We start from the raw sequence: 20,137 nt of genomic DNA, 5'->3' as shown, positions 1-20,137 counted from the left end.
CGCCATGGACAAGCTGGACCCCAAAACCGACGGCACTTCGCAAGACATCGTCGCCGACAATATCGACAAGCTCCGCGAGCTCTTCCCGGACGCGTTCACCGAAGGCTCGGACGCCGACGGCCCGCGCTGGAAAGTGGACTTCGACGCGCTCAAGGCCTGTCTTGGCGAGTACGTGGAAGACGAGCGCGAGCGCTACAGCTTTACCTGGAACGGCAAGGACCGCGCCCGCCGCATCGCCCAGACGCCGTCCACCGGCACGCTACGCCCCTGCCCGGAAGAATCCGTCAACTGGGAGTCCACACAGAACCTGTTCATCGAAGGCGACAACCTGGAGGTGCTCAAGCTCCTGCAGAAGTCGTATCACAAACAGGTGAAGATGATTTATATCGACCCGCCCTATAACACCGGCGGCGATTTCATCTATCCGGACCGGTTTCAGGACAATCTGGATACCTACCTGCGTTATACCGGCCAAGTGGACGGCAACGGTTTTAAAACATCCTCCAACTCGGAATCTGCCGGCCGGTATCACACCAACTGGCTGAACATGATGTATCCGCGCCTTCGGCTCGCGCGGAACCTACTGAAGGACGACGGCGTGATCTTCGTCTCGATTGACGATCACGAAGTGCAGAACCTTCGGCAGATTATGGATGAGGTTTTTGGACCTGAGAACTTTATCACTCAGTTTACCTGGAAAACAGATGGCAACTTCGACAATCAAGCACGTATTAAACGGTGTCATGAATACATACTTTTATATGCAAAATATGAAAGTAATTTCCCACTACCCCCGGTAGTAGATCCAAGCGTTCCAAGAAACAGCAAAATATTCCGAGAAGAAATAAGAAACACCATTGTTAAAAACGGGCCTAAAAATCCAGTTTCATCCATTACACTGCCCGAAGGATTCCCAGCTGCATTCAGCTCAGGATCAATTCGCTGCGAAAAATCGGGGTGGCCACAATATGCGTCCGACGCAAAAATAGCCAACGGAAAACTATTTAAAAGCGTATCAGTTTCGAGCGGATGGAGTTCTCGAGACCTTCTAGAGCAATTTATAGACAATAGATGCAATGCGATTACCGACGCTAAAGGACAACTTACATCGTTTGAAATAAGTCAATCTGGAGCGATTGAGGCGGTCAAAAAGCGATCTGACAACCCAAGTCATGTTATATCGGTAATTTCTGGGCTAGGAGGGTCTCAAAAAGCAACTGCTGAGCTAGAAGAAATTGGAGTGCCTTTCGATGATTACCCTAAACCATCGGAGTTATTGAAATACCTAATCGCGATGGTGGCGGGTAATGACTTTATCGTCTTGGACTTTTTTTCAGGCTCTAGCACTACAGCGCATGCGGTGTTGAAAGCCAACGCGCAGGATGAGGGTGCGCGGCGATTTATTATGTGTCAGCTTCCGGAGCCTTGTAGCAGCGACACAATAGCTGCTAAATCTGGGTTTGACAACATCGCTCAGATTGGTAAAGAGCGTATTAAGCAGGCTTTAAATTCATTGGGCGTGAACCAGTGTGGCTTCAAAGTTTTCAAGCTTAGTGACAGCAACATCGTTCCTTGGGTACCAAGCGATGATGATATTAAAACGTCGCTATTCGACAATGTAGACAACATCCGTCACGACCGCAGCGAGGCCGATGTTCTAAGCGAGCTATTGCTGAAATACGGTCTTGATCTGGCCGTGCCAATCGAAGCGCGTGAGATCAACGGCAAAACCGTGCATATCATCGGCGCCGGCGCCCTCGTCGTTTGCTTGGCCGATGCGGTCGATCTCAATCTCGTCAACGGCATCGCCGCACTCAAGGCCGAGCTTGCCCCGGAAGTCATGCGCGTGGTGTTCAAGGACAACGGCTTTGCCGACGACGTGGTCAAGACCAACGCCGTGCAGATTCTTCGCCAGGCCAGCGTTGAAGACGTGAAGAGTCTTTGAGCACCGCCGGGACGTCGACGTTATGACCCACGATGAACGCAATGATGCAGCAGAAACGAGCGACGAGGAACTCGCCTCGGCCCGCGGTGAAATTCTGGTCTACCAGACCGAAGACGGGGCTACGCGTATCGAATGCCGATTTGAAGAGGACTCGATCTGGCTCAGCCAGACGTTGCTGGCCGAGCTGTACCAGACGAGCAAGCAGAACATCGGCATGCACCTGCGCAACCTGTTCCAGGAACAGGAGCTCGACGCCGCGGCAGTTGTAAAGCATTTCTTTACAACTGCCCGCGACGGGAAACGCTACCGCGTGCGGCATTACAGCCTCGACGCCATTATTGCTATCGGCTACCGCGTGCGTAGCCAGCGCGGCACACAGTTCCGCCGCTGGGCCACCGAGCGGCTGCGGGAATATCTAGTCAAGGGCTTCGTCATGGACGACGAGCGCCTGAAGAACCCGCCCGGCCCCGGCGTGCCCGACTATTTCGACGAGCTGCTGGAACGCATCCGCGATATTCGCGCCAGCGAGCGGCGGATGTATCTGCGGGTGAAGGAGATTTTCACGCTGGCCGCAGACTACGATACGAGCGATGCCGAAACCACGCGATTCTTCCAGCATATCCAGAACAAGCTGCATTACGCGGCCACGGGGCATACGGCAGCCGAGTTGATCAGCCAGCGCGCCGATCACAGGCAGGCCAATATGGGGCTCACGAATTGGGAGGGCGACACCGTGCGTTCACGAGATGTCACGGTCGCCAAGAACTACCTGAGCGCCGGCGAGATCGATGACCTGAACCGCATGGTGGTGATGTGGCTCGATTTCGCCGATAACCAGGCCCGCCGCCGCCAGCAGATATTCATGCAGAACTGGCAGGACAAGCTCGACCAGTTTCTGGCGTTCAACGACTGGCCGGTGCTTGATGGCTATGGCCGTATGCGCAAACGCTCGGCCGACGACAAGGCCAAGGGCGAGTACCGGCAATTCGATGCACGTCGGCGCGCGCTCAAGGAGGCCGAGGGCGAGGCGGATACGCTACGCGCGCTCGAAGACATCGCGCGCCAGGCGCCGCAGCGCGACGACGACAACGGGGATAACCAGGGATGAAGTTTCAGTTCGACGCTGAGCTCGACTATCAGCGCGAGGCCATCGACGCCGTCGCCGATCTGTTCGAAGGCCAGGAGATCTGCAGTACGAATTTCACCGTCGCGCCGCTGAAAAACGAGCCGCAGATGGGTTTGAGCCTGGGCCAGTCCAGCGGCGATCTGGGTGTGGGCAACCGGCTGCGCCTGCTGGACGAAGATCTGCTCGACAACCTGCAAGCCATTCAGCTGCGCAACGGCCTGGCCCCGGCCAGCGAGCTGGCCTCGCGTGATTTCACGGTCGAAATGGAGACGGGTACCGGCAAGACCTATGTGTATCTGCGCACGCTGTTCGAGCTGAACCAGCGTTATGGCTTCACCAAGTTCACCATCGTGGTGCCGTCGGTGGCGATCAAAGAGGGCGTGTACAAATCGCTCCAGATGACAGAGCCGCACTTCAAGGGACTGTACGACAACACGCCGTTCGATTACTTCGTCTACGACTCGCAAAAACTCGGGCAAGTTCGCAATTTCGCGACCAGCGACACCATTCAGATCATGGTGATCAATATCGATGCGTTTCGTAAAAGCTTCGATGATCCGGACAAGGCCGACAAGGCCAATATCATCCATCGCCCACACGACCGGATGACGGGCAACAAGCCCATCGAGTTCATTCAGGCCACGCACCCGGTCGTGATCATCGACGAGCCCCAGAGCGTGGCGAATACCGAGAAAAGCCGCGAGGCGATCGCCCAGCTCAACCCGCTGTGCACGCTGCGCTACTCCGCCACCCATCTCGACAAACACCACATGGTGTACCGGCTCGATTCCATCGACGCCTACGAACGCAAGCTCGTCAAACAGATCGAGGTGACGGGCGTCGAGGTGCGCGACAGCCATAACAAGGCGTACATCAAGCTGCTCCAGACCGATAACCGCAACAGCCCGATCCGCGCGCAGGTGGAGCTCGACACGCTGCAGAAAGGCCTGGTCAAGCGCAAGAAGAAATGGGTGCGAAGCGGCGAGGATCTGTTGGACACCACCGGCGGCCGGACGGTCTACGACGGCTATATCGTCGACGACATCTACTGCGAGCCAGACAACGAGTACATCAGCTTCACCAGCAAGCCAGAGGTCATCCGCCGCGGCGAGGTGATCGGCCAGGTGGATGAAGACGAATACAAGCGGCTGCAGATCCGCAAGACCATCGAAGAGCACCTGGACAAGGAGCTTCAGCTCACGCCGATGGGCATCAAGGTCTTGAGCCTGTTCTTCATCGATCGCGTGGCCAATTACCGCAACTACAACACCGACGGCGAGCCGCAGCCCGGCAAGTACGCGCGTATGTTCGAGGAAGAGTATATCCGCGCCGCCCGGCTGCCGAAGTATCAGTCGCTTTTCGGCGAAGTGGATATCGAGACCGAGGCACACGCTGTCCATAACGGCTACTTCGCCGCCGACAAGAAGAAAGACGCGCGCGGCAACGTACGCCTGAAGGATTCGAAAGGCGAAGGCAAGACACAGGCCGACGAGAGCGCCTATCAGCTGATCATGCAGGACAAGGAACGGCTGCTGAGCTTCGAATCCCGGCTCAAGTTCATCTTCTCCCACTCCGCGCTGCGCGAAGGCTGGGACAACCCGAACGTGTTCCAGATCTGCACGCTCAACGAGACTGCCTCGGTGATGAAAAAACGCCAGGAGATCGGCCGCGGGCTGCGGCTGGCGGTAAACCAGAGCGGCCAGCGTGTGCACGGTTTCGAGGTGAACCGCCTGACGGTAATGGCCAACGAATCCTACGAGGATTTCGCGCGCCAGCTACAGAAAGAGATCGAGCAGGACGAAGGCATCCGCTTCGGCGTGGTAGAGAAGCATCTGTTCGCCAGCATTCCGATCACCGATGACAACGGTGAGCCGGGATATTTCGGCACCGAACTGTCCGAGACGGTCTGGCAGCATCTGCTGGAACACGACTATATCGATGCCAAGGGCAAGGTGCAGGACGCACTCCGGGCCAATCTCAAGGCCAACACGGTGTCCCTGCCTGACGAAACCGCCGAACACGCGGGCGCCATCACTGCCGTGCTGCGCAAGGTGGCCGGTCGCTTGAATATCCAGAATCGAGACGACCGGCACGAGGTCAAGCTCAACAAGGCCGTCTACCTGAGCCCGGCGTTCGAGGCGCTCTGGAACCGGATCAAGTACAAGACCACTTACCGCGTGGATTTTGATGTTGAGAAGCTCATCGAATGCTGCGCGACGGAGATGCGCGATCAGCTGCGGGTGGGCAAGGCCAAGTTCATCACGCGCACCGCGCGCCTGGACGTGAACCGCGGCGGCGTCGAGGCGACCGAAGTTAACGAAACACCGGCGACCTATGACCGGCGCGACTTTGCCCTGCCCGACATCCTGAGCTTTCTGCAGAACGAGACGAATCTCACCCGCCGTACGCTGGCCCGCATTCTCGTAGACAGCGGCCGGCTCGATGATTTCAGGAACAACCCGCAGAAGTTCATCGAACAGACGTTACAGATCATCCGCAATCAAATGCGCCTGTTCATCGTCGACGGCATCCAGTACCACCGCATCGGCGACGACAGCTTCTATGCCCAAGAGTTGTTCGACTTCAACGACAAGGACATAGCGCCACTTGCCGGTTATTTATCGAGCAATATGCTCGAGGCCGAGAAGTCGGTCTACGACTATGTGATTTACGACTCTGAGGTCGAGCGGGACTTCGCCCGTGCCTTCGAGCGCAATAAGGAAATAAAGCTCTACGCGAAGCTGCCGCCATGGTTCCAGATCGATACGCCCCTTGGGTCGTACAACCCGGACTGGGCGGTCGTCGTCGAAACTGCAAGCGTCGAGAGACTCTATTTCGTCGTCGAAACCAAGGGCAGCCTGTTTACCGACGCACTCCGCCCGGTCGAGAAAGCCAAGATCGAATGCGGCAAGGCGCACCTAAGCGCGCTCGATGAAAACGTCGCCTTCCGTGTTGACGATCGCTTTGAAAGCTTCATGGACGCCTTCACTGACTGACGCCGGCGAGATTACTTGTCGTCCCACCCGTCTTCATCAAGATCGTTGAGCTTGCTGTAGTCGATATCCTTGAACGACTCGCGGGCGCGGCGGTTCTGGTACCAGACATAGAAGCCCCAGACCGCGACGATAACCACTGCGATGGCGAAGATGATCCAGAGGGCATTCATGGGCGGTATCGATGGTGGTGTTCTTGGCGCTTGAGAGGATGCCACGTCTGGCGAGGTGCCGGCGATCGGCTTTTATGCACGGACTTGTCCACAGATCGTTGATACTTATCGACAGGCTCATCTGGCCTGGCCAAGCCTGTTTTGGCGTGCCGTTACCGTGCCGCGCGGTGTGACTGTCGGTGATGTGCTTGCCCGGCGCGCACGGTACGTTTGGGCCTTGTCGTTGCCTTGATGTAGCGATGGCAAGGCAGCATGCAATCCGCGGGTTGTTTTTACGCGCTGTTTTAATCGGGTACGACCTTGGTCGATCGACTCAGGTTTGATATTTACGTAAGCATTTGATTTATAACAAATTACTTCGATTTATTGATCAAGTTGGGGCGTATTGAGCGCATACGGCATGTGCGGCGCTTCGTGCGGGTTGTCCGTACGCTCTCGGCGCGCGTGTGAAAGCCATTGGCGGTGTGCCCGGTGAGACATGCGCGACACAGTTGGGTTGTTTTGATGTCCGTGCGCGTTGGTGACGATTGCGGTTTGGCCGCCGGGAGATACGTCGACGGAGCGCCCGGGCTTGTGATTTCCCCACAGTTTTATCCACAGGTGTTGCATGTGAAACAAGCCGGTCGTTTTCGTGCGTTCATTTGCCTGCTCTGACAGCTGGGCGCGCGCTTCGCGGGCTGGCGTTCACCCCGATGCGTCAATCAGCGGTTGTATACGATACGACTCGCCTCGATATAGATGCCATCGTATTTCCAATGTATGGAGTCTGGATCGTGTCATCTGTTCTTTTCGAGCCTTACGACATGGCCGGCCATCGGCTGAACAACCGCGTCATCATGGCGCCCATGACCCGCGCCCGCGCCCGCGGCGATGTGCCCGACGAGCTGGGGGCGCTGTATTATCGCCAGCGCGCGAGTGCCGGGCTGATCATCTCGGAGGGCTCCCCGATCTCGCGCGAGGGCCAGGGCTATCTGTTCAACCCCGGCATCTTCGGGCCTGATCAGATCGCGGGTTGGAAGAAAGCCACCGCGGCCGTGCATGAACGCGGCGGGCTGATCTTCTGCCAGACCTGGCATGTGGGTCGGGTGTCGCATACGTCGATTCAGATGAACGGTGGCGCGCCCGTTTCGGCCTCGGCCAAGCAGGGCGGCATGGCCTTCGGCTGGAATGAGCAGGGTCAGCCGGACATGCTGGCGGCCAGCACGCCGCGCGCTGCCACCACCGAGGAATGTCATCGCCTGGTGGCCGAGTTCGGCCAGGCCGCGGTCAATGCCCGCCAGGCCGGTTTCGACGGCGTGGAGGTTCACGGCGCCAACGGCTATCTGTTCGAGCAGTTCATCAACGCCGAGCTCAATGATCGCACCGATGCCTACGGCGGCTCGCGCGAGAACCGCTGCCGGCTACTGCTGGAAGCCATCGATGCCTCGATCAAAATGATCGGCGCGCATCGCGTGGGCGTGCGGCTGACGCCCTACGGCACGTTGTTCGATATGCCGCACTACGACGATACTGAGGCGACCTATCTGTATCTGGCCGATGAACTGTCCAAGCGTGATCTGGCCTATGTACACATCATGGATCAAGGCGCCCAGGGCCAGGACGCGCTGCCGCGTGAATTCCTGAAAACATTCCGCCAGGCCTATACCGGCACGCTGCTGTTCGCCGGCAACCTGGACGAAGCCGAAGCCAAGCGGCTGATCGAGGACGAGGTGATCGATCTGGCCGTGTTCGGCCGGCCCTTCACGTCCAACCCGGATCTGTTCGAGCGTTTGTACAACGGCTGGCCGCTGGCCGAGTTCGACCCGGACACCTTCTACGGCGGCGATGCCCGCGGCTACGTCGACTGGCCGACGTATCCCGAGGAGCAGGAGCGCAAGGCTCGCTTTAACGAGGACTAAACGCCTGCCCTCGCCGTGATGTTCAGTGCGCATGTCTTCCAGGCATGCGCATTTTTTTTGGATGACAGACCGGTATGATCGAGCGCATGAGCAAAACCTTATCGGCCGAGCCACAGGCCATTGTCGACGACGCGGTGCTGGAGGCGGCTCGCGCGCTCGTTCGACCGGGCCAGCGCACGCTGCTGGGCATCGTGGGCGGGCCGGCGGCCGGCAAGTCCACGGCCTGTGCCGCGCTGGTCGCTGCACTCGGCGCCACGGCCGTTGGCGTGCCCATGGACGGTTTTCATCTGTCACAGCGCGTGTTGGCCGCCCTTGGCCGCAGCGAGCGCAAGGGCGCGCCCGATACCTTTGATGCCAGTGGCTATTGCGCGCTGTTATCGCGTATTCGACACGCGCCCGGCACCGCGGACACGGTGTATGCGCCAGATTTCGATCGCGGGCTGGAAGAGCCCGTCGCAGCCCGTATCGCGGTGGCACCGGATGTTCCGCTGGTCGTGACCGAGGGCAACTATCTGCTGCTCGATGAGGCGCCCTGGCCCGAGGTTAGGGCCCGCCTGGATGCCGTGTGGTCGATCGATATCGATGATGCCCGGCGCAACGCCTGGCTGCTGGCGCGCCACATGAAACACGGACGCAGCGAGACCGAGGCCCGCGCGTGGATCGCCGACAGCGATGCCCCGAATGCAGCCCGTATTGCGGCCCGTGCGCATCAGGCCGACCGGCACCTGACCTGGCGCGGGGCGCGGCTTTGTTTTGCCTGAGCGAGGCTCTCGGATACGTTCTATGGCAGCTCCTCGCCCCGGGCGGTCTCCCACAGCGAGTACCAGTCTTCACGCAAGAGGCTGATATCGGTTGCCTGGCCACAAGCCGCGATACGTGCGGCGTCGGTCGTGCCGATCACGGGCTGGATTCGTGCGGGGTGACGCATGAGCCAGGCCAGGACGATCGCCTCGCGGCTGGTGGCATAGCTGCGAGCTAGTTGGGCGACACGCTCGGCCAGGCGCTGACGTGTCGGCATCGCCCCGGACAGGTTGCGCCCGGACAGCCAACCGCCGGCCAGGCTGCCCCACGCCTGGAGTTGTATCTCGCCGGCTACGCCCTGCTCGATCAGCCCCGGGCCGAAGTTGACGCTGGCCCCGCCACGATGCCCGGCCAGCACCTCTTCTTCGAAGGCATCGCGCGCCAACAGGCTCATCTCCATCTGGTTGACGACCAGCGGCTGGGCGATCGCGCGTTGTAGCAGCGCGATCTGTGGCGCGTTCATGTTCGACACGCCGAAGTGGGCCACCTTGCCCTGGGCCTGTAGACGCGAGAACGCCTCGGCGATGGCATCCGGTGCCATTAACGGATCGGGGCGGTGCAGCATGAGAATATCGAGCTGCTCAATGCCGAGCCGCTGCAGCGAGCCGTCCACTGAGGCCATGATCCACTCGGGTGATAGATCATAGCGCTTGGTCCCTTGCGCATCGGCGAACCGAATTCCGCATTTGGACTGGATGATCATCCGCTCCCGCAGGCCGGGCGACTCGGCCAGCGCGGCACCGAAGGCGCTTTCGGCCTTACCCAGGGCATAGATATCGGCGTGATCAAACACCGTGATGCCAGCGGCCAATGCGGCCTCGATACAACGGCGCGCCGTGTCGACGTCGGCCCGCGTGATATCGCCTGTATCCCAGGGCCCGCCCAGGCCCATACAGCCATAGACGATCGGACTGGCTGAAGACAGCGCGCGGTGAATAGGCAGATCAGACATGCGACAAGCAGCGATGGAAAAACCTGATAACCAGCGTATTCGATAAAAACCGGGTGTGTCATGACCTCGCCGGACGCAGCGCACGTCGCACAGGCAGGCCAGCATCACGTTTTTACGCCGGCGTTATCCACATCGCGTGAAAACACTGTGAAACGCTTTTATGGCAAGGGATTCACGTGGAACCGGGCCGGCTGTCCACATGAGTTGTACACAGTGTTATACAGAAAAGACGCCGTATGCAGCCCGTTCATCGGCTGCGCGCTCGACCAGGCAATCATGACGGTGTCGCAGCGCGTGATGTCGCTGCTATGAGAAGACCGCCCCGGCGACGGGTTCACTGGAAACCGATTTCAGATAGGGTCGGGGCTTTCATCAGCGAAGGCAGCGTCATGAGCAAACAGGCGATCGGCGTTATCGGCATGGCCGTCATGGGTCGCAATCTGGCCCTGAACATCGAATCCCGCGGGTACGCGGTCTCGGTCTATAACCGCTCGCGAGAGAAGACCGAGAGCGTGGTCGAGGATTTTCCGGATCGGAATCTGGTGCCCAGCTATTCGATCGAGGATTTCGTCGCCTCGCTCGAATCGCCGCGGCGTATCCTGTTGATGGTCAAGGCCGGTGAAGGCACCGATCACGTCATCGAAGAGCTGCGCCCGCTGCTCGACGAAGGCGATATTCTCATCGACGGCGGCAACACTTTTTTCAAGGATACGATCCGCCGCTCGAAAGAGCTGTCCGAGCACGGCTTGAACTTCATCGGCACCGGAGTTTCCGGCGGCGAGGAAGGCGCGCTGCGTGGGCCCTCGATCATGCCCGGCGGGCAGAAAGAAGCCTACGAGCTGGTCGCGCCTATTCTCGAGCAGATCGCGGCCAAGGCCGAAGACGGCACGCCGTGCACCACGTATATCGGCCCGGACGGCGCCGGTCATTACGTCAAGATGGTGCATAACGGCATCGAATACGGCGATATGCAGCTGATCTGCGAAAGCTATGCCGTGTTGAAGCATATCGTTGGGTTTTCCAACGCCGAACTGGCCGATATCTTCGCCGAGTGGAACAGCGGCGAGCTCGACAGTTACCTGATCGAGATCACCGCCCAGATCTTCACCAAGAAAGACGACGAGACAGGCGAGGATCTGGTCGACAAGGTGCTCGACCGCGCCGCCCAGAAAGGCACCGGCAAATGGACCAGCCAGTCGGCACTCGATCTGGGCGTGCCGCTGCCCTTGATCACCGAATCGGTCTTTGCGCGCGTATTGTCGTCGCTAAAAGAACAGCGCGTGGCCGCATCCGAGCAGCTCACCGGGCCGAGCGATACGCTCGATATCGGCGACAAGGCTGCCTTCGTGGAAGCCGTGCGCAAAGCGTTGTATCTGTCGAAGATCATCTCGTATGCCCAGGGCTTTGCCCAGATGCGCGCCGCGGGCGAGGAATACGACTGGCCGCTGGACTATGGCCGGATCGCCGCGATCTTCCGCGAAGGCTGCATCATCCGCGCGCGCTTCTTGCAGAAGATCACGGATGCCTACTCGGCCGAGCCGGAGCTGGCCAATCTGCTGCTGGACCCGCACTTCAAGGATATCGCCGATCGTTACCAGAGCGCGCTGCGCGAGGTGGTGGCCACGGCCGTGAAAGCCGGCGTGCCCGTGCCCGGTTTTGCCTCGGCGATCGCTTATTACGACGGGTATCGCAGCGCGCGGCTACCGGCCAATCTGCTCCAGGCCCAGCGCGATTTCTTCGGCGCGCATACCTTCGAGCGCACCGATCGCGACGGCACGTTCCACGCCCAGTGGAACGAGCAGTGATCAAGGGCTGATCATCGACCGATCCGCCCTGCCCGGCGCCTGTTCGCAGCGCGCCGGGCGGCTCGGCTCGCTCAGGCGCGCTTGTCGCCCATGAACCAGCGCATGAGCGGCGGCTCGATACGCCGACGCACCGCGCGCACGAAGCGCTCCTGAAAGACGACACAGAACGCGATCGTGCCCGCCAGGAAAATCGGATACGCCCAGAACGATAGCGTGATCTCACCGGCCGCCTGCGTACAGGCCTGCCAGTGTCCGGTCAGGCACAGCGTCGGCTCGCCGCGCACGATCTTTTCGACCCGCGTGTAGAGCGTGTACAGCGGAATATGCAGCGCGAACATGGGCAGCGCGGCCCCGCCAAGTTTTACCGCCCAAGTGTTCACATTTTCCGAGCCCGCTGCCGGGGCCCGTGCGGCCAGATACACCGCGGCCAGACAGGCCGGCAAGAGCAGGCCGTCGTGCAGCAGGTAATAGAACGCCGAGCCAAAGGTCAGAAACCACTGGCCGAGACAGAACGAGGCCACGATCAGGGCCAGCAACCCGGCGACCTGACCGCGGGATAGCGCCAGGCCAGCATCACGCCGCCGGGCATAGAGCGCATACAACAGGATACCGGCCACGAATTCCGGCATGCGGATGATCGGGTTACGGTGCAGGATGCCGGTTTCGGGCGTGTCGAAATTGGTCGTGGCGATAACCACCAACGCCGGCACGATATAGATCAGGCAAGTGATCGCCAGTGCGCGAGCGTAGTGCTTGAGCCGTAGCAAGGCCGGGCCGATCCACGGGAACCAAAGATAGAAGAAGAACAACACCGAGATCGACCAGGCCGGCGGGTTGAAGGTCAGATAGAACGGGTTCCAGGCCTGGAGCATCACCAGATTCAGGCCCAGATTCACGAACAGCTCGGTGTTGCCCATGAGATGACGCATCTCACCGGCAAACAGCACCGGACGGTTGATGTCGTAAGACACGAACCGGAACGTACGCACCGCATCCCCCGGCGTGATCGCCAGCCAGGCCACGAGCTGGACCACCACCACGGCCAGGATCAACGAGCCGATATGGATCGGATACAGGTTCGAGAACCGCTTGATCCAGAAACTACGGGCCGGCTCGCGCATGCCGTAGTGCCGGTCGGGTTTTAGATACACATGGCTGAGCAGAAACCCCGACAGCACGAAGAACGTGCTGGTGGCGAAAAACCCCAGATCAGTGATGTAGTGGGTCCACACGCGCAGCGGCTTGTACACATGCAGCGTGTGAAACAGGATGATGAAAACGCCCAGACCGAAACGCAGCCACTCCAACCCCATGAAACGCTCGCGCGCCGGGCGCGCCGGGCTTGATGACAGCGTCAGGCTTTCTTCCGCATGGCTTGCCACAATGTCTTCCCCCGGTGATTCCTTGATCGGTGCGATCAATCTCGCAACCCCTGGCGCCGTTATGCCCCCGCCATGGTGACCCTGGCTGAACGCCGGCTCAGCGCGGGGTGAGCCGCCACCAGATCACCACGCCGATTGTAGCTGTCACCCGTATCGCGATGCCGGTCGCCACGCTGTGGCGCTGCCATAGCGTCAGCGCTCTGGTGTGACCGCTCGGTAGATCGTTCATCCGAGCCGCGTTCCCTGAAGCTGACGGGTGCTGAAATCCGTCAGACGTAAGGAGCAAACCCGGATGAACACGCACAAGAATGCGCGACTCACGGTTCACAGTCGACAGGCGCTGGTGCAGCGCACGTATCGTCGAGGCGCGTCTTGCGCGCGCGCCGCGATGAGGCAGGCGATGGCATTCAGGCCGGTCGCGCGCGTCGCCGGCGGCTGGGCGACTCGTTTGTCGGTGCGTCGCGACGCGATGGGGCCAACCGGCTTATCACGGCTTTCTCGTGCGCCTGCCAGTCCGCGCGTGTCAGAGGCGCCAATCCGTGCGCGGCCCGCGCACGATCACACTGATCGCTTGGCACCCCGTTCTCCCCGGCCGCCATGACTTCACGACACACGCTCGGCCGGCGGTCGTAGATACGGCACGTTGTGCAGCCGCCGACATGACCTGTCAGGGCCACGCAGCGCACCGGCGATGACTTTGTACCCACCATGACCAATCGATGGGCATCGAGCGGCTGGGTCAGGGTCTCGGGCACACCGGGGCCGACCGGCCCGTGGATCGTTTCTATCCAATGAAACGCCACGCGATAGGTCGCACAACAGGCCCCGCAGTTCATACATGGATGCATAGCCAATCTCCCGCGCCTTACCGTCGACGAGCACGGCGCGTCTCGATCTTATACCGGCTAACGACGCAACGGCGCCAACAACCCGCGTAGATCGTTATGATCGATCTCGTACATCAGCCGCAACAGCCGCCCGATCTCGCCCTGCGGCACGCCCTGGCGCGCAAACCAGGCCAGATAATGCCCCGGCAGATCCGCGATCACGCGCCCGGCGTACTGGCCGAACGGCATGGGCGTGGTCACCAGCCGTTCCAGATCATCCTCATTCATCGCACAACACACGACACGTCATGCATCGACTCAACCCCGACAAGTTGTACCACTCGAAATGGACGGCCGCCGAGCCGGCAAACGGCGAGAAGCATTTCATCGTCATCGAACTTATTCGCGATGATGACGAGCACGTGGTGCAGGTGATGCTCCAGGCCGTGCTGACCAAACGTAGCTTCACCCTCGCCTGGCGCGTGCTGCAGGACGACACCCGCTGGCGCATCGGCTGGCAGTAGCCGGCACCTCTAAACAACGGATCGCGCGAACGCCGGACATAAAAAAGGCGGGCTACAAGACAGCCCGCCCGGTCTTGCGCAGTCTATGCGCGCTTTACAGCGGCACGACCTTGGTAGCGCAAGGGCCCTTCTTGCCCTCGCCTACTTCGAATTCCACTGCCTGCCCGTCCTCAAGCGAGGCGAAACCCTTCATCTGGATTTCGGAATGATGAACGAACAGATCCTTGCTGCCGTCTTCAGGAGCGATAAAGCCGAAGCCTTTCTCGGAACTAAACCACTTCACTGTGCCTTTGGCCATACTTAACTCTTGGTCTTAATTAATAAATGCAGTTACCTGCCCTTGCAGCATACCTGTCGTGGGCCTCGTGCATAGCAGAAATTCACTCGTCGGGCGTTGGCGACGGCGTTTCGCCGGGCCACAGGCCGGCCAAAACATGGCTAACCGCTGCCCTTGGCCGGCTTAAAGCCAATCAATTCAATGCCTTGCGTCTTGTTCCGCGGGCGCGCTCAACCTGTCTGGCAGCTGTACAAGCCGCACAAAAATAGTTGCGGCCCCTATGCACGAACAAGCCAAAACATCGTGATGTGCGCGTTATATACGCGATTGGGCCGGCCGGGCGGGCCATTGGCCCCCGGAAAAACGCGTGCTTGATACAGACACCAATAGAGCACGGCCGGCGTGTGAGCTAGGTTAGCGCTGCGGCAGTGCCCATACTGCCTCTGATTTCCGTTACCGTCGTCGAGACCGATATGTCCGAACCCGTTCCCGTGTTGCCCGATGCCGTGGGGGGCAGCCGTCAGGCCCTGGATGCCGCCGTATGGCCCTTGTCCTATTATCTGGATACGTCGGCGGGCTACGAGGCGCCGCCGGTGCTGTTAATTCATAGCGTCAACGCCGCGGCCTCGGCCTATGAGATCAAGCCGATCTATGAGTATTTTCAGGGCCGGCGCACGGTGGTCGCACTTGATCTGCCGGGCTATGGTTTTTCGGCCCGCCATGCCAAACGCTATACGCCGGATCTCATGACCGCGGCTATCCAGGCGATGGTCGATCATCTGATCGAAACGACCGGGCACAGCGCCGTCGACGTGCTGGCCTGTTCGGTCTCCTGTGAATACCTGGCGCGCGCGGCCCAGGCCCGGCCGGACGCCTATCGCAGCCTGGCGCTGGTCAGCCCCAGCGGCTTCAATCGCGATCCCAACGAGGTCGGGCCCAGAGCCTATACCCGGGGCAAGCCCTGGCTGTATCGACTGCTGACCCAGTCGTCGAACTTCGCCCGCTTTGTCTTCAACGGGCTGGCCAGCGAGAAGAGCATTCGTTTTTTCCTGGAAAAGACATGGGGCGAGAAAGACGTCGACCCCGGCGTGATCGACTATGCCTGGAAAACGGCCCACCAGCCGGGCGCGCGTCATGCGCCGTTCTCTTTTCTATCCGGCTATCTGTTCTCGACGGATGCCGCCGATCTGTATGTCGACCTGGCGCCGCCGATCTGGCTGGCCTATGGCACGAAAGGCGATTTCACCAATGATGCGGTCAACAATATGCTGAAACAGCACGCGGCCTCCACGCAGCAGGCGTTCAATGCCGGGGCCCTGCCGCATTTCCAGCAGCCTGAAGCGTTCATGGCCGGCTACGAGGCGTTTCTGGATCAGGTGGGCTGATCGGTCAGCGTTTCGGCCCGGCTGCGCAGCGCGTATTTCTGGATCTTGCCGGTCGATGTCATGGGCAGCGCCCCGAAGACCACGCTTCGGGGCACCTTGTAGCCGGCCAGATGCTCGCGACAGTAGGCGATGACCGCCTCGGCCGTGACCGACTGGCCCGCGCGCAGGGCGATGAAGGCACAGGGCGTCTCGCCCCAGCGCGCATCCGGACGCGCCACCACGGCCGCGCTGGCGATCGCCGGATGGCGTGACAGCACGGACTCGATCTCCAGCGAGGAGATGTTTTCGCCGCCCGAGATGATCACGTCCTTGGCCCGGTCCGCGATACGGATATAACCGTCGGCCTCGATCACGCCGAGATCGCCGGTGTGATACCAGCCGTGGGCAAACGCCTTGGCCGTGGCCTCGGGATTCTTCAGATAGCCCTTCATCACGATATTGCCGGCAAACACCAGTTCGCCCAGCTGCGCGCCGTCGCGGGCCACCTCGGCACCGGTATCGCGATCGATAACGGTCATGGCCTGCTGCGTGGGATAACGCACGCCCTGTCGGGCGTTTCTTGCCACCCGCGCCTCCAGGCCCAGCTCGGCCCAGTCGGCCTGCTTGGCACACAGAGCGGCCGGGCCATAGGTTTCGGTCAGGCCATAGACATGGGTGAGCGATACGCCCACCGCTTCCATGCCTTCGATCATGGCGGCCGGCGGTGCCGCACCGGCCACCAGGCCGTACACGGTCTGGGGCAAACCGGCAAACGCCTCGGGCCCGGCCTCGATGAGCATGTTGTGCACGATGGGCGCACCGCAATAGTGGGTGACGCCATGCGTGTGCAGCGCCGCGATGATCGGCTCGGCGGCCACCTGACGCAGACAGACGTTGGTGCCGGCCTTGGCCGCCAGTGTCCAGGCGAAACACCAGCCGTTGCAGTGGAACATCGGCAGTGTCCACAGATAGACCGCGTGGGTGGGCATGTCCCAGACCAGCGCATTGGTCATGGCGTTCAGATACGCGCCGCGATGATGATAGACCACGCCCTTGGGGTCGCCCGTCGTGCCCGAGGTGAAGTTCAACGAGATGGCATCCCACTCGTCGCTCGGCGGCGCCCAGGCGAAATCGGCCTCGCCCGTGGCGATGAAGGCTTCGTAATCCATCTCGCCGATCAAGGCTTCATCGCCGTCGTATTCGGCGTCGTCGATATCGATGACGAGCGGCGGCTCGTCCAGACCGGCGATGGCCTCGGCCATCACCGGCGCGAAAGCCCGGTCCACGAACACGATGCGTGCCTCGCCAAAGCCCAGCATGAAGCCAAGCGTTGTGGCATCCAGACGCACGTTCAGCGTATTGAGCACGGCGCCGATCATCGCCGGGCCGAAGTGCAGTTCGTAGGTGGCCGGGATATTGGGTGCCATGACAGCCACCGTATCGCCGGCACCAATACCTTGTGCGGCCAGCGCACCGGCCAGGCGTCGGCAGCGCGCATAGGTCTCGGCCCAGCTCTGACGATAATCCCCGTGAATCAGCGCACAGCGCTCGCCGTAAACCTCGCCGGCCCAGGCCAGAAACGCGGTCGGCGACAGCGCCACGTGATTGGCGGCGGTCTTGGGTAGATCGGCATAGGCGCCCGACATGACAACTCCTGTTCGTTACTGCCTTATTCAAGCCGATAACAGCGCTGTTTCACAGACGACGATCGACGTAGACGCCGGGGTTTCACGTCGCTGTCATGAACACACTCTAGCCTGCACGGCGCATTTCTTATCCATAGTCATCTTGCGTGCCAGGGGGCCATCATGAGTTCAGAGATCGAAGACCACCGGTTGTTCAACGACAGCGAGAACGAGCCGTTCTCCACCGTGCTGGAGCGTCGCGTATCGCGTCGCAACATCATGCGCGGCGGCCTGGGGGCGGCTGCGGCCACGATGTTCGCGGGTTTCGGCGCCACCGGCTGCAGCGATGACAACAACGTCGATACTGACAGCGGCGGTAACGATAGTGCCGGCGGCGGCATGAATCCCGATACCGGCATGGACGACAGCGATCTGTCCGCCGCCATGGCCCTGGCCTTTCGCGCCGTGGCCGGCCAGAACGGTGATCGGGTGAGCGTGCCCGACGGCTACTCGGCCCAGGTGCTCATTCCCTGGGGCACGCCGATCAATGCCTCGGCCCCCGAATTCTCGGCTGATCTGGCCTACACGCCAGAGATTCAGGCCAACACCGTGGGCATGAACCACGACGGCATGCACAACTTCGCCCTGGCCGAAGACACCGCCTCGAGCGATTTCATCCTGGCGCTGAACAACGAATACATCGATCAGAGCGCGCTATGGGCGCCCCAGGGCGGGCCCAGCGGACGCGAAGACGGCGAAGGCGGGCGCCCGCCGGCCGAGGTACGCACCGAGATCAATGCCCACGGCGTGACCATCATGCGCGTAACCCGCGACGACGACGGCCAGTGGGCACCGGCCGACGACACCCGTTATAACCGCCGCATCACCAGTGCCACACCCTGCAAACTGGCCGGCCCGGTGGCCGGCTCGGCCTATGCCATCACCGCCTATTCCAACGATGGCACGTCCACCCGCGGCACCAACAACAACTGCGCCAACGGTTATACGCCCTGGGGCACGTATCTGACCTGCGAAGAAAACTGGCCCGCCGTCTTTCGCAAGGATGCCGGGCGAGAGGCCGACGACGACCGGCTTGGTATTCTGACCGGGGGCACCCGCTACGGCTGGGAGACCGCGGCCAAACTCGCCGACGACACCGACGGTGAATTCAGCCGGTTTGATGCCACCCCGCGTGCCGAGACGGCCGCGGGCGATTATCGCAACGAGCCGCGCACCTTCGGCTATATCGTGGAGATCGACCCCTATACCCGCGAATCACGCCCGGTGAAGCGCACCGCCCTGGGCCGGTTCCGTCACGAAGGCTGCTGGCCGGGCAAGCTGGTTGCCGGCCAGCCCGTGGTCTTTTATACCGGGCACGACTCGCGCAACGAGTATATCTACAAGTTCGTCTCCGACACGCCCTGGAACCCGGCCGATGCCCACATGATCGGCGGCAGTTATGATCGCCTGGCCATCGGCGACAAATACATGAACGCCGGCACGCTCTATGCCGCGCGCTTCAACGCCGACGGCAGTGGCGAATGGCTGCCCCTGACCCCGGACGCCACAGTCGCCGACGGCAGCCAGACGCTGGCCAGCGCCCTGAATCTGGCCGCCGACGATCAAGCCGGCGTGATCATCAACACCTGTGATGCCGCCGACTGGATGGGCGCGACCCCGATGGACCGGCCCGAATGGGGCACCGTCGATCCCGACTCCGGCGCGGTCTATATGACGCTGACCAACAACTCGGACCGTACCGAAGACGACAGCCAGGCCACGTTCACCGAAGGCGGCGATGCCATCACCGACAACGGCGTGGGCTATGCCACGGCGCCGGTGAACGCCGCCAACCCGCGGGCCGACAACGAAAACGGCCAGGTCATCCGCTGGGTCGAGCCCGCCGTGGGGGCCACCACCTTCGAGTGGGATATCTTCGTCTTCGGCTCGATCCCGCAGTCCGGCGCCGACGACAACCTGTCGAATCTGGGCGCCGACAACTATTTCTCCAGCTGCGACGGCCTCTGGTACGACGACCGCGGCGACGGTAAAGGCATTCTCTGGATCGAGACCGACAGCGGCTCGGAGTACACCAACGATCAGGTACTGGCCGTCATCCCGCAGAACGTCTCGGCCGGCGCCAATGATCCCTCAATCATCAACTCGGCCAACCAGACCGAGCTGAAGCGTTTCGCGGTCGGCCCGAACGGCTGCGAAGTGACCGGTATCTTTGCCACGCCGGACAAGAGCGCACTGTTCATCAACATCCAGCATCCGGCCAACTGGCCGGCGGGCACGGATGCCACCCGCGATACCCAGGGCCGGATCCGACCGCGCGCATCCACGGTCGTGATCCAGAAGACAGACGGCGGCCCCGTGGCGGTCTAGATACCATCTCGCCCGACTGAAACCAAGCGGCTCACCGAGCGATCTGAGGCTGATAAG

18 protein-coding genes are annotated in these 20,137 nt (G+C 61.1%); 10 read left to right on the top strand and 8 right to left on the bottom strand.

Translation table 11 applies throughout. The features are described 5' to 3' along the window. The first annotated feature begins 4 nt into the window (after window positions 1–4). Genes SAJA_RS09090 through SAJA_RS09080 form a run of 3 tightly spaced genes read left to right on the top strand, consistent with a single transcriptional unit; the run spans window position 5 to window position 6,067 of the window. Window positions 5–1,945, top strand: coding sequence for a site-specific DNA-methyltransferase (locus SAJA_RS09090; RefSeq protein WP_123658357.1), 1,941 nt, complete (start codon window positions 5–7; stop codon window positions 1,943–1,945). Between the two features lie 22 nt (window positions 1,946–1,967). Beyond that, on the top strand, window positions 1,968–3,053 hold the full coding sequence (locus SAJA_RS09085) for a virulence RhuM family protein (protein ID WP_123658356.1): 1,086 nt from the start codon (window positions 1,968–1,970) through the stop codon (window positions 3,051–3,053). Beyond that, a complete protein-coding gene (locus SAJA_RS09080; protein WP_123658355.1) occupies window positions 3,050–6,067 on the top strand; it encodes a type III restriction-modification system endonuclease in 3,018 nt (1,005 codons plus the stop codon). Before SAJA_RS09085 ends, SAJA_RS09080 begins: the two co-directional genes overlap by 4 nt. Before the next feature lie 11 nt (window positions 6,068–6,078). On the opposite strand, the gene SAJA_RS15140 is transcribed toward SAJA_RS09080, so the two are convergent. Further along, window positions 6,079–6,237 (bottom strand): hypothetical protein, encoded by a 159-nt coding sequence (locus SAJA_RS15140; protein ID WP_184999828.1) that lies wholly within the window; start codon window positions 6,235–6,237, stop codon window positions 6,079–6,081. A 773-nt stretch (window positions 6,238–7,010) separates the two neighbouring features. Between SAJA_RS15140 and SAJA_RS09075 the strand changes: the two genes are divergently transcribed. Together SAJA_RS09075 and SAJA_RS09070 are read left to right on the top strand one after the other, a co-directional pair. Further along, window positions 7,011–8,135 (top strand): alkene reductase, encoded by a 1,125-nt coding sequence (locus SAJA_RS09075; RefSeq protein ID WP_221180184.1) that lies wholly within the window; start codon window positions 7,011–7,013, stop codon window positions 8,133–8,135. Between the two features lie 86 nt (window positions 8,136–8,221). Further along, window positions 8,222–8,896 (top strand): nucleoside/nucleotide kinase family protein, encoded by a 675-nt coding sequence (locus tag SAJA_RS09070; protein WP_123658353.1) that lies wholly within the window; start codon window positions 8,222–8,224, stop codon window positions 8,894–8,896. Window positions 8,897–8,916: 20 nt separating this feature from the next. On the opposite strand, the gene SAJA_RS09065 is transcribed toward SAJA_RS09070, so the two are convergent. Further along, window positions 8,917–9,888 (bottom strand): aldo/keto reductase, encoded by a 972-nt coding sequence (locus SAJA_RS09065; RefSeq protein WP_123658352.1) that lies wholly within the window; start codon window positions 9,886–9,888, stop codon window positions 8,917–8,919. A gap of 60 nt (window positions 9,889–9,948) precedes the next feature. Between SAJA_RS09065 and SAJA_RS09060 the strand changes: the two genes are divergently transcribed. Further along, window positions 9,949–10,200 (top strand): hypothetical protein, encoded by a 252-nt coding sequence (locus tag SAJA_RS09060; protein ID WP_123658351.1) that lies wholly within the window; start codon window positions 9,949–9,951, stop codon window positions 10,198–10,200. 77 nt (window positions 10,201–10,277) lie between these two features. Continuing rightward, window positions 10,278–11,693: an NADP-dependent phosphogluconate dehydrogenase gene (gene gndA, locus SAJA_RS09055; protein ID WP_123658350.1), complete on the top strand. Its 1,416-nt coding sequence runs from the start codon at window positions 10,278–10,280 to the stop codon at window positions 11,691–11,693. 71 nt (window positions 11,694–11,764) lie between these two features. Here gndA and SAJA_RS09050 read toward each other — a convergent pair whose 3' ends face one another. The 4 genes from SAJA_RS09050 to SAJA_RS09040 all read right to left on the bottom strand — a co-directional run bounded on the left by SAJA_RS09050 (window position 11,765) and on the right by SAJA_RS09040 (window position 14,190). Further along, on the bottom strand, window positions 11,765–13,075 hold the full coding sequence (locus SAJA_RS09050) for an acyltransferase family protein (protein WP_221180183.1): 1,311 nt from the start codon (window positions 13,073–13,075) through the stop codon (window positions 11,765–11,767). Window positions 13,076–13,172: 97 nt separating this feature from the next. Then, a complete protein-coding gene (locus tag SAJA_RS15485) occupies window positions 13,173–13,304 on the bottom strand; it encodes a hypothetical protein (protein WP_281272404.1) in 132 nt (43 codons plus the stop codon). Window positions 13,305–13,482: 178 nt separating this feature from the next. Further along, window positions 13,483–13,923 carry a YkgJ family cysteine cluster protein gene (locus tag SAJA_RS09045; RefSeq protein ID WP_123658349.1) on the bottom strand — a complete coding sequence of 147 codons (441 nt, stop codon included), beginning with the start codon at window positions 13,921–13,923 and terminating at the stop codon, window positions 13,483–13,485. 57 nt (window positions 13,924–13,980) lie between these two features. Next, the gene (locus SAJA_RS09040) at window positions 13,981–14,190 is read right to left on the bottom strand and encodes a DUF3820 family protein (RefSeq protein ID WP_123658348.1); all 210 of its coding nucleotides are present in this window, start codon (window positions 14,188–14,190) and stop codon (window positions 13,981–13,983) included. A 20-nt stretch (window positions 14,191–14,210) separates the two neighbouring features. Between SAJA_RS09040 and SAJA_RS09035 the strand changes: the two genes are divergently transcribed. Then, window positions 14,211–14,426, top strand: coding sequence for a TIGR02450 family Trp-rich protein (locus SAJA_RS09035; RefSeq protein WP_123658347.1), 216 nt, complete (start codon window positions 14,211–14,213; stop codon window positions 14,424–14,426). A 94-nt stretch (window positions 14,427–14,520) separates the two neighbouring features. Here SAJA_RS09035 and SAJA_RS09030 read toward each other — a convergent pair whose 3' ends face one another. After that, a complete protein-coding gene (locus SAJA_RS09030) occupies window positions 14,521–14,724 on the bottom strand; it encodes a cold-shock protein (protein ID WP_123658346.1) in 204 nt (67 codons plus the stop codon). Between the two features lie 452 nt (window positions 14,725–15,176). On the opposite strand from SAJA_RS09030, the gene SAJA_RS09025 reads away from it, so the two are divergent. Then, entirely contained in the window at window positions 15,177–16,088 is a 912-nt protein-coding gene (locus SAJA_RS09025) for an alpha/beta fold hydrolase (RefSeq protein ID WP_123658345.1), read from the top strand. Here the strand turns inward: SAJA_RS09025 and SAJA_RS09020 are convergent. Continuing rightward, window positions 16,076–17,713 (bottom strand): acyl-CoA synthetase, encoded by a 1,638-nt coding sequence (locus SAJA_RS09020; RefSeq protein ID WP_123658344.1) that lies wholly within the window; start codon window positions 17,711–17,713, stop codon window positions 16,076–16,078. The genes SAJA_RS09025 and SAJA_RS09020 overlap by 13 nt on opposite strands. Before the next feature lie 162 nt (window positions 17,714–17,875). Here SAJA_RS09020 and SAJA_RS09015 point away from each other — a divergent pair, with 162 nt between their 5' ends. Further along, a complete protein-coding gene (locus tag SAJA_RS09015; RefSeq protein WP_123658343.1) occupies window positions 17,876–20,080 on the top strand; it encodes a PhoX family protein in 2,205 nt (734 codons plus the stop codon). The last annotated feature ends 57 nt before the right edge of the window (window positions 20,081–20,137 follow it).

Origin of the sequence: Salinisphaera japonica YTM-1 (assembly GCF_003788585.1) — a bacterium.
In the GTDB taxonomy this organism is placed as follows: domain Bacteria; phylum Pseudomonadota; class Gammaproteobacteria; order Nevskiales; family Salinisphaeraceae; genus Salinisphaera; species Salinisphaera japonica.
The sequence above is the reverse complement of the archived record's forward strand: the minus strand, read 5'-3'. Positions and strand labels throughout refer to the sequence as shown.

Excerpts from the sequence above, each read along its gene's own strand:
- SAJA_RS09090 (WP_123658357.1), top strand. The coding sequence starts at position 5 with ATGGACAAGCTGGACCCCAAAACCGACGGCACTTCGCAAGACATCGTC.
- SAJA_RS09015 (WP_123658343.1), top strand. The coding sequence starts at position 17,876 with ATGAGTTCAGAGATCGAAGACCACCGGTTGTTCAACGACAGCGAGAAC.
- SAJA_RS15140 (WP_184999828.1), bottom strand. The coding sequence starts at position 6,237 with ATGAATGCCCTCTGGATCATCTTCGCCATCGCAGTGGTTATCGTCGCG.
- SAJA_RS09040 (WP_123658348.1), bottom strand. The coding sequence starts at position 14,190 with ATGAATGAGGATGATCTGGAACGGCTGGTGACCACGCCCATGCCGTTC.
- SAJA_RS09080 (WP_123658355.1), top strand. The coding sequence starts at position 3,050 with ATGAAGTTTCAGTTCGACGCTGAGCTCGACTATCAGCGCGAGGCCATC.
- SAJA_RS15485 (WP_281272404.1), bottom strand. The coding sequence starts at position 13,304 with ATGAACGATCTACCGAGCGGTCACACCAGAGCGCTGACGCTATGGCAG.
- SAJA_RS09030 (WP_123658346.1), bottom strand. The coding sequence starts at position 14,724 with ATGGCCAAAGGCACAGTGAAGTGGTTTAGTTCCGAGAAAGGCTTCGGC.
- SAJA_RS09060 (WP_123658351.1), top strand. The coding sequence starts at position 9,949 with ATGACCTCGCCGGACGCAGCGCACGTCGCACAGGCAGGCCAGCATCAC.
- SAJA_RS09035 (WP_123658347.1), top strand. The coding sequence starts at position 14,211 with ATGCATCGACTCAACCCCGACAAGTTGTACCACTCGAAATGGACGGCC.
- SAJA_RS09065 (WP_123658352.1), bottom strand. The coding sequence starts at position 9,888 with ATGTCTGATCTGCCTATTCACCGCGCGCTGTCTTCAGCCAGTCCGATC.
- SAJA_RS09085 (WP_123658356.1), top strand. The coding sequence starts at position 1,968 with ATGACCCACGATGAACGCAATGATGCAGCAGAAACGAGCGACGAGGAA.
- SAJA_RS09045 (WP_123658349.1), bottom strand. The coding sequence starts at position 13,923 with ATGCATCCATGTATGAACTGCGGGGCCTGTTGTGCGACCTATCGCGTG.
- SAJA_RS09070 (WP_123658353.1), top strand. The coding sequence starts at position 8,222 with ATGAGCAAAACCTTATCGGCCGAGCCACAGGCCATTGTCGACGACGCG.
- gndA (WP_123658350.1), top strand. The coding sequence starts at position 10,278 with ATGAGCAAACAGGCGATCGGCGTTATCGGCATGGCCGTCATGGGTCGC.
- SAJA_RS09025 (WP_123658345.1), top strand. The coding sequence starts at position 15,177 with ATGTCCGAACCCGTTCCCGTGTTGCCCGATGCCGTGGGGGGCAGCCGT.
- SAJA_RS09020 (WP_123658344.1), bottom strand. The coding sequence starts at position 17,713 with ATGTCGGGCGCCTATGCCGATCTACCCAAGACCGCCGCCAATCACGTG.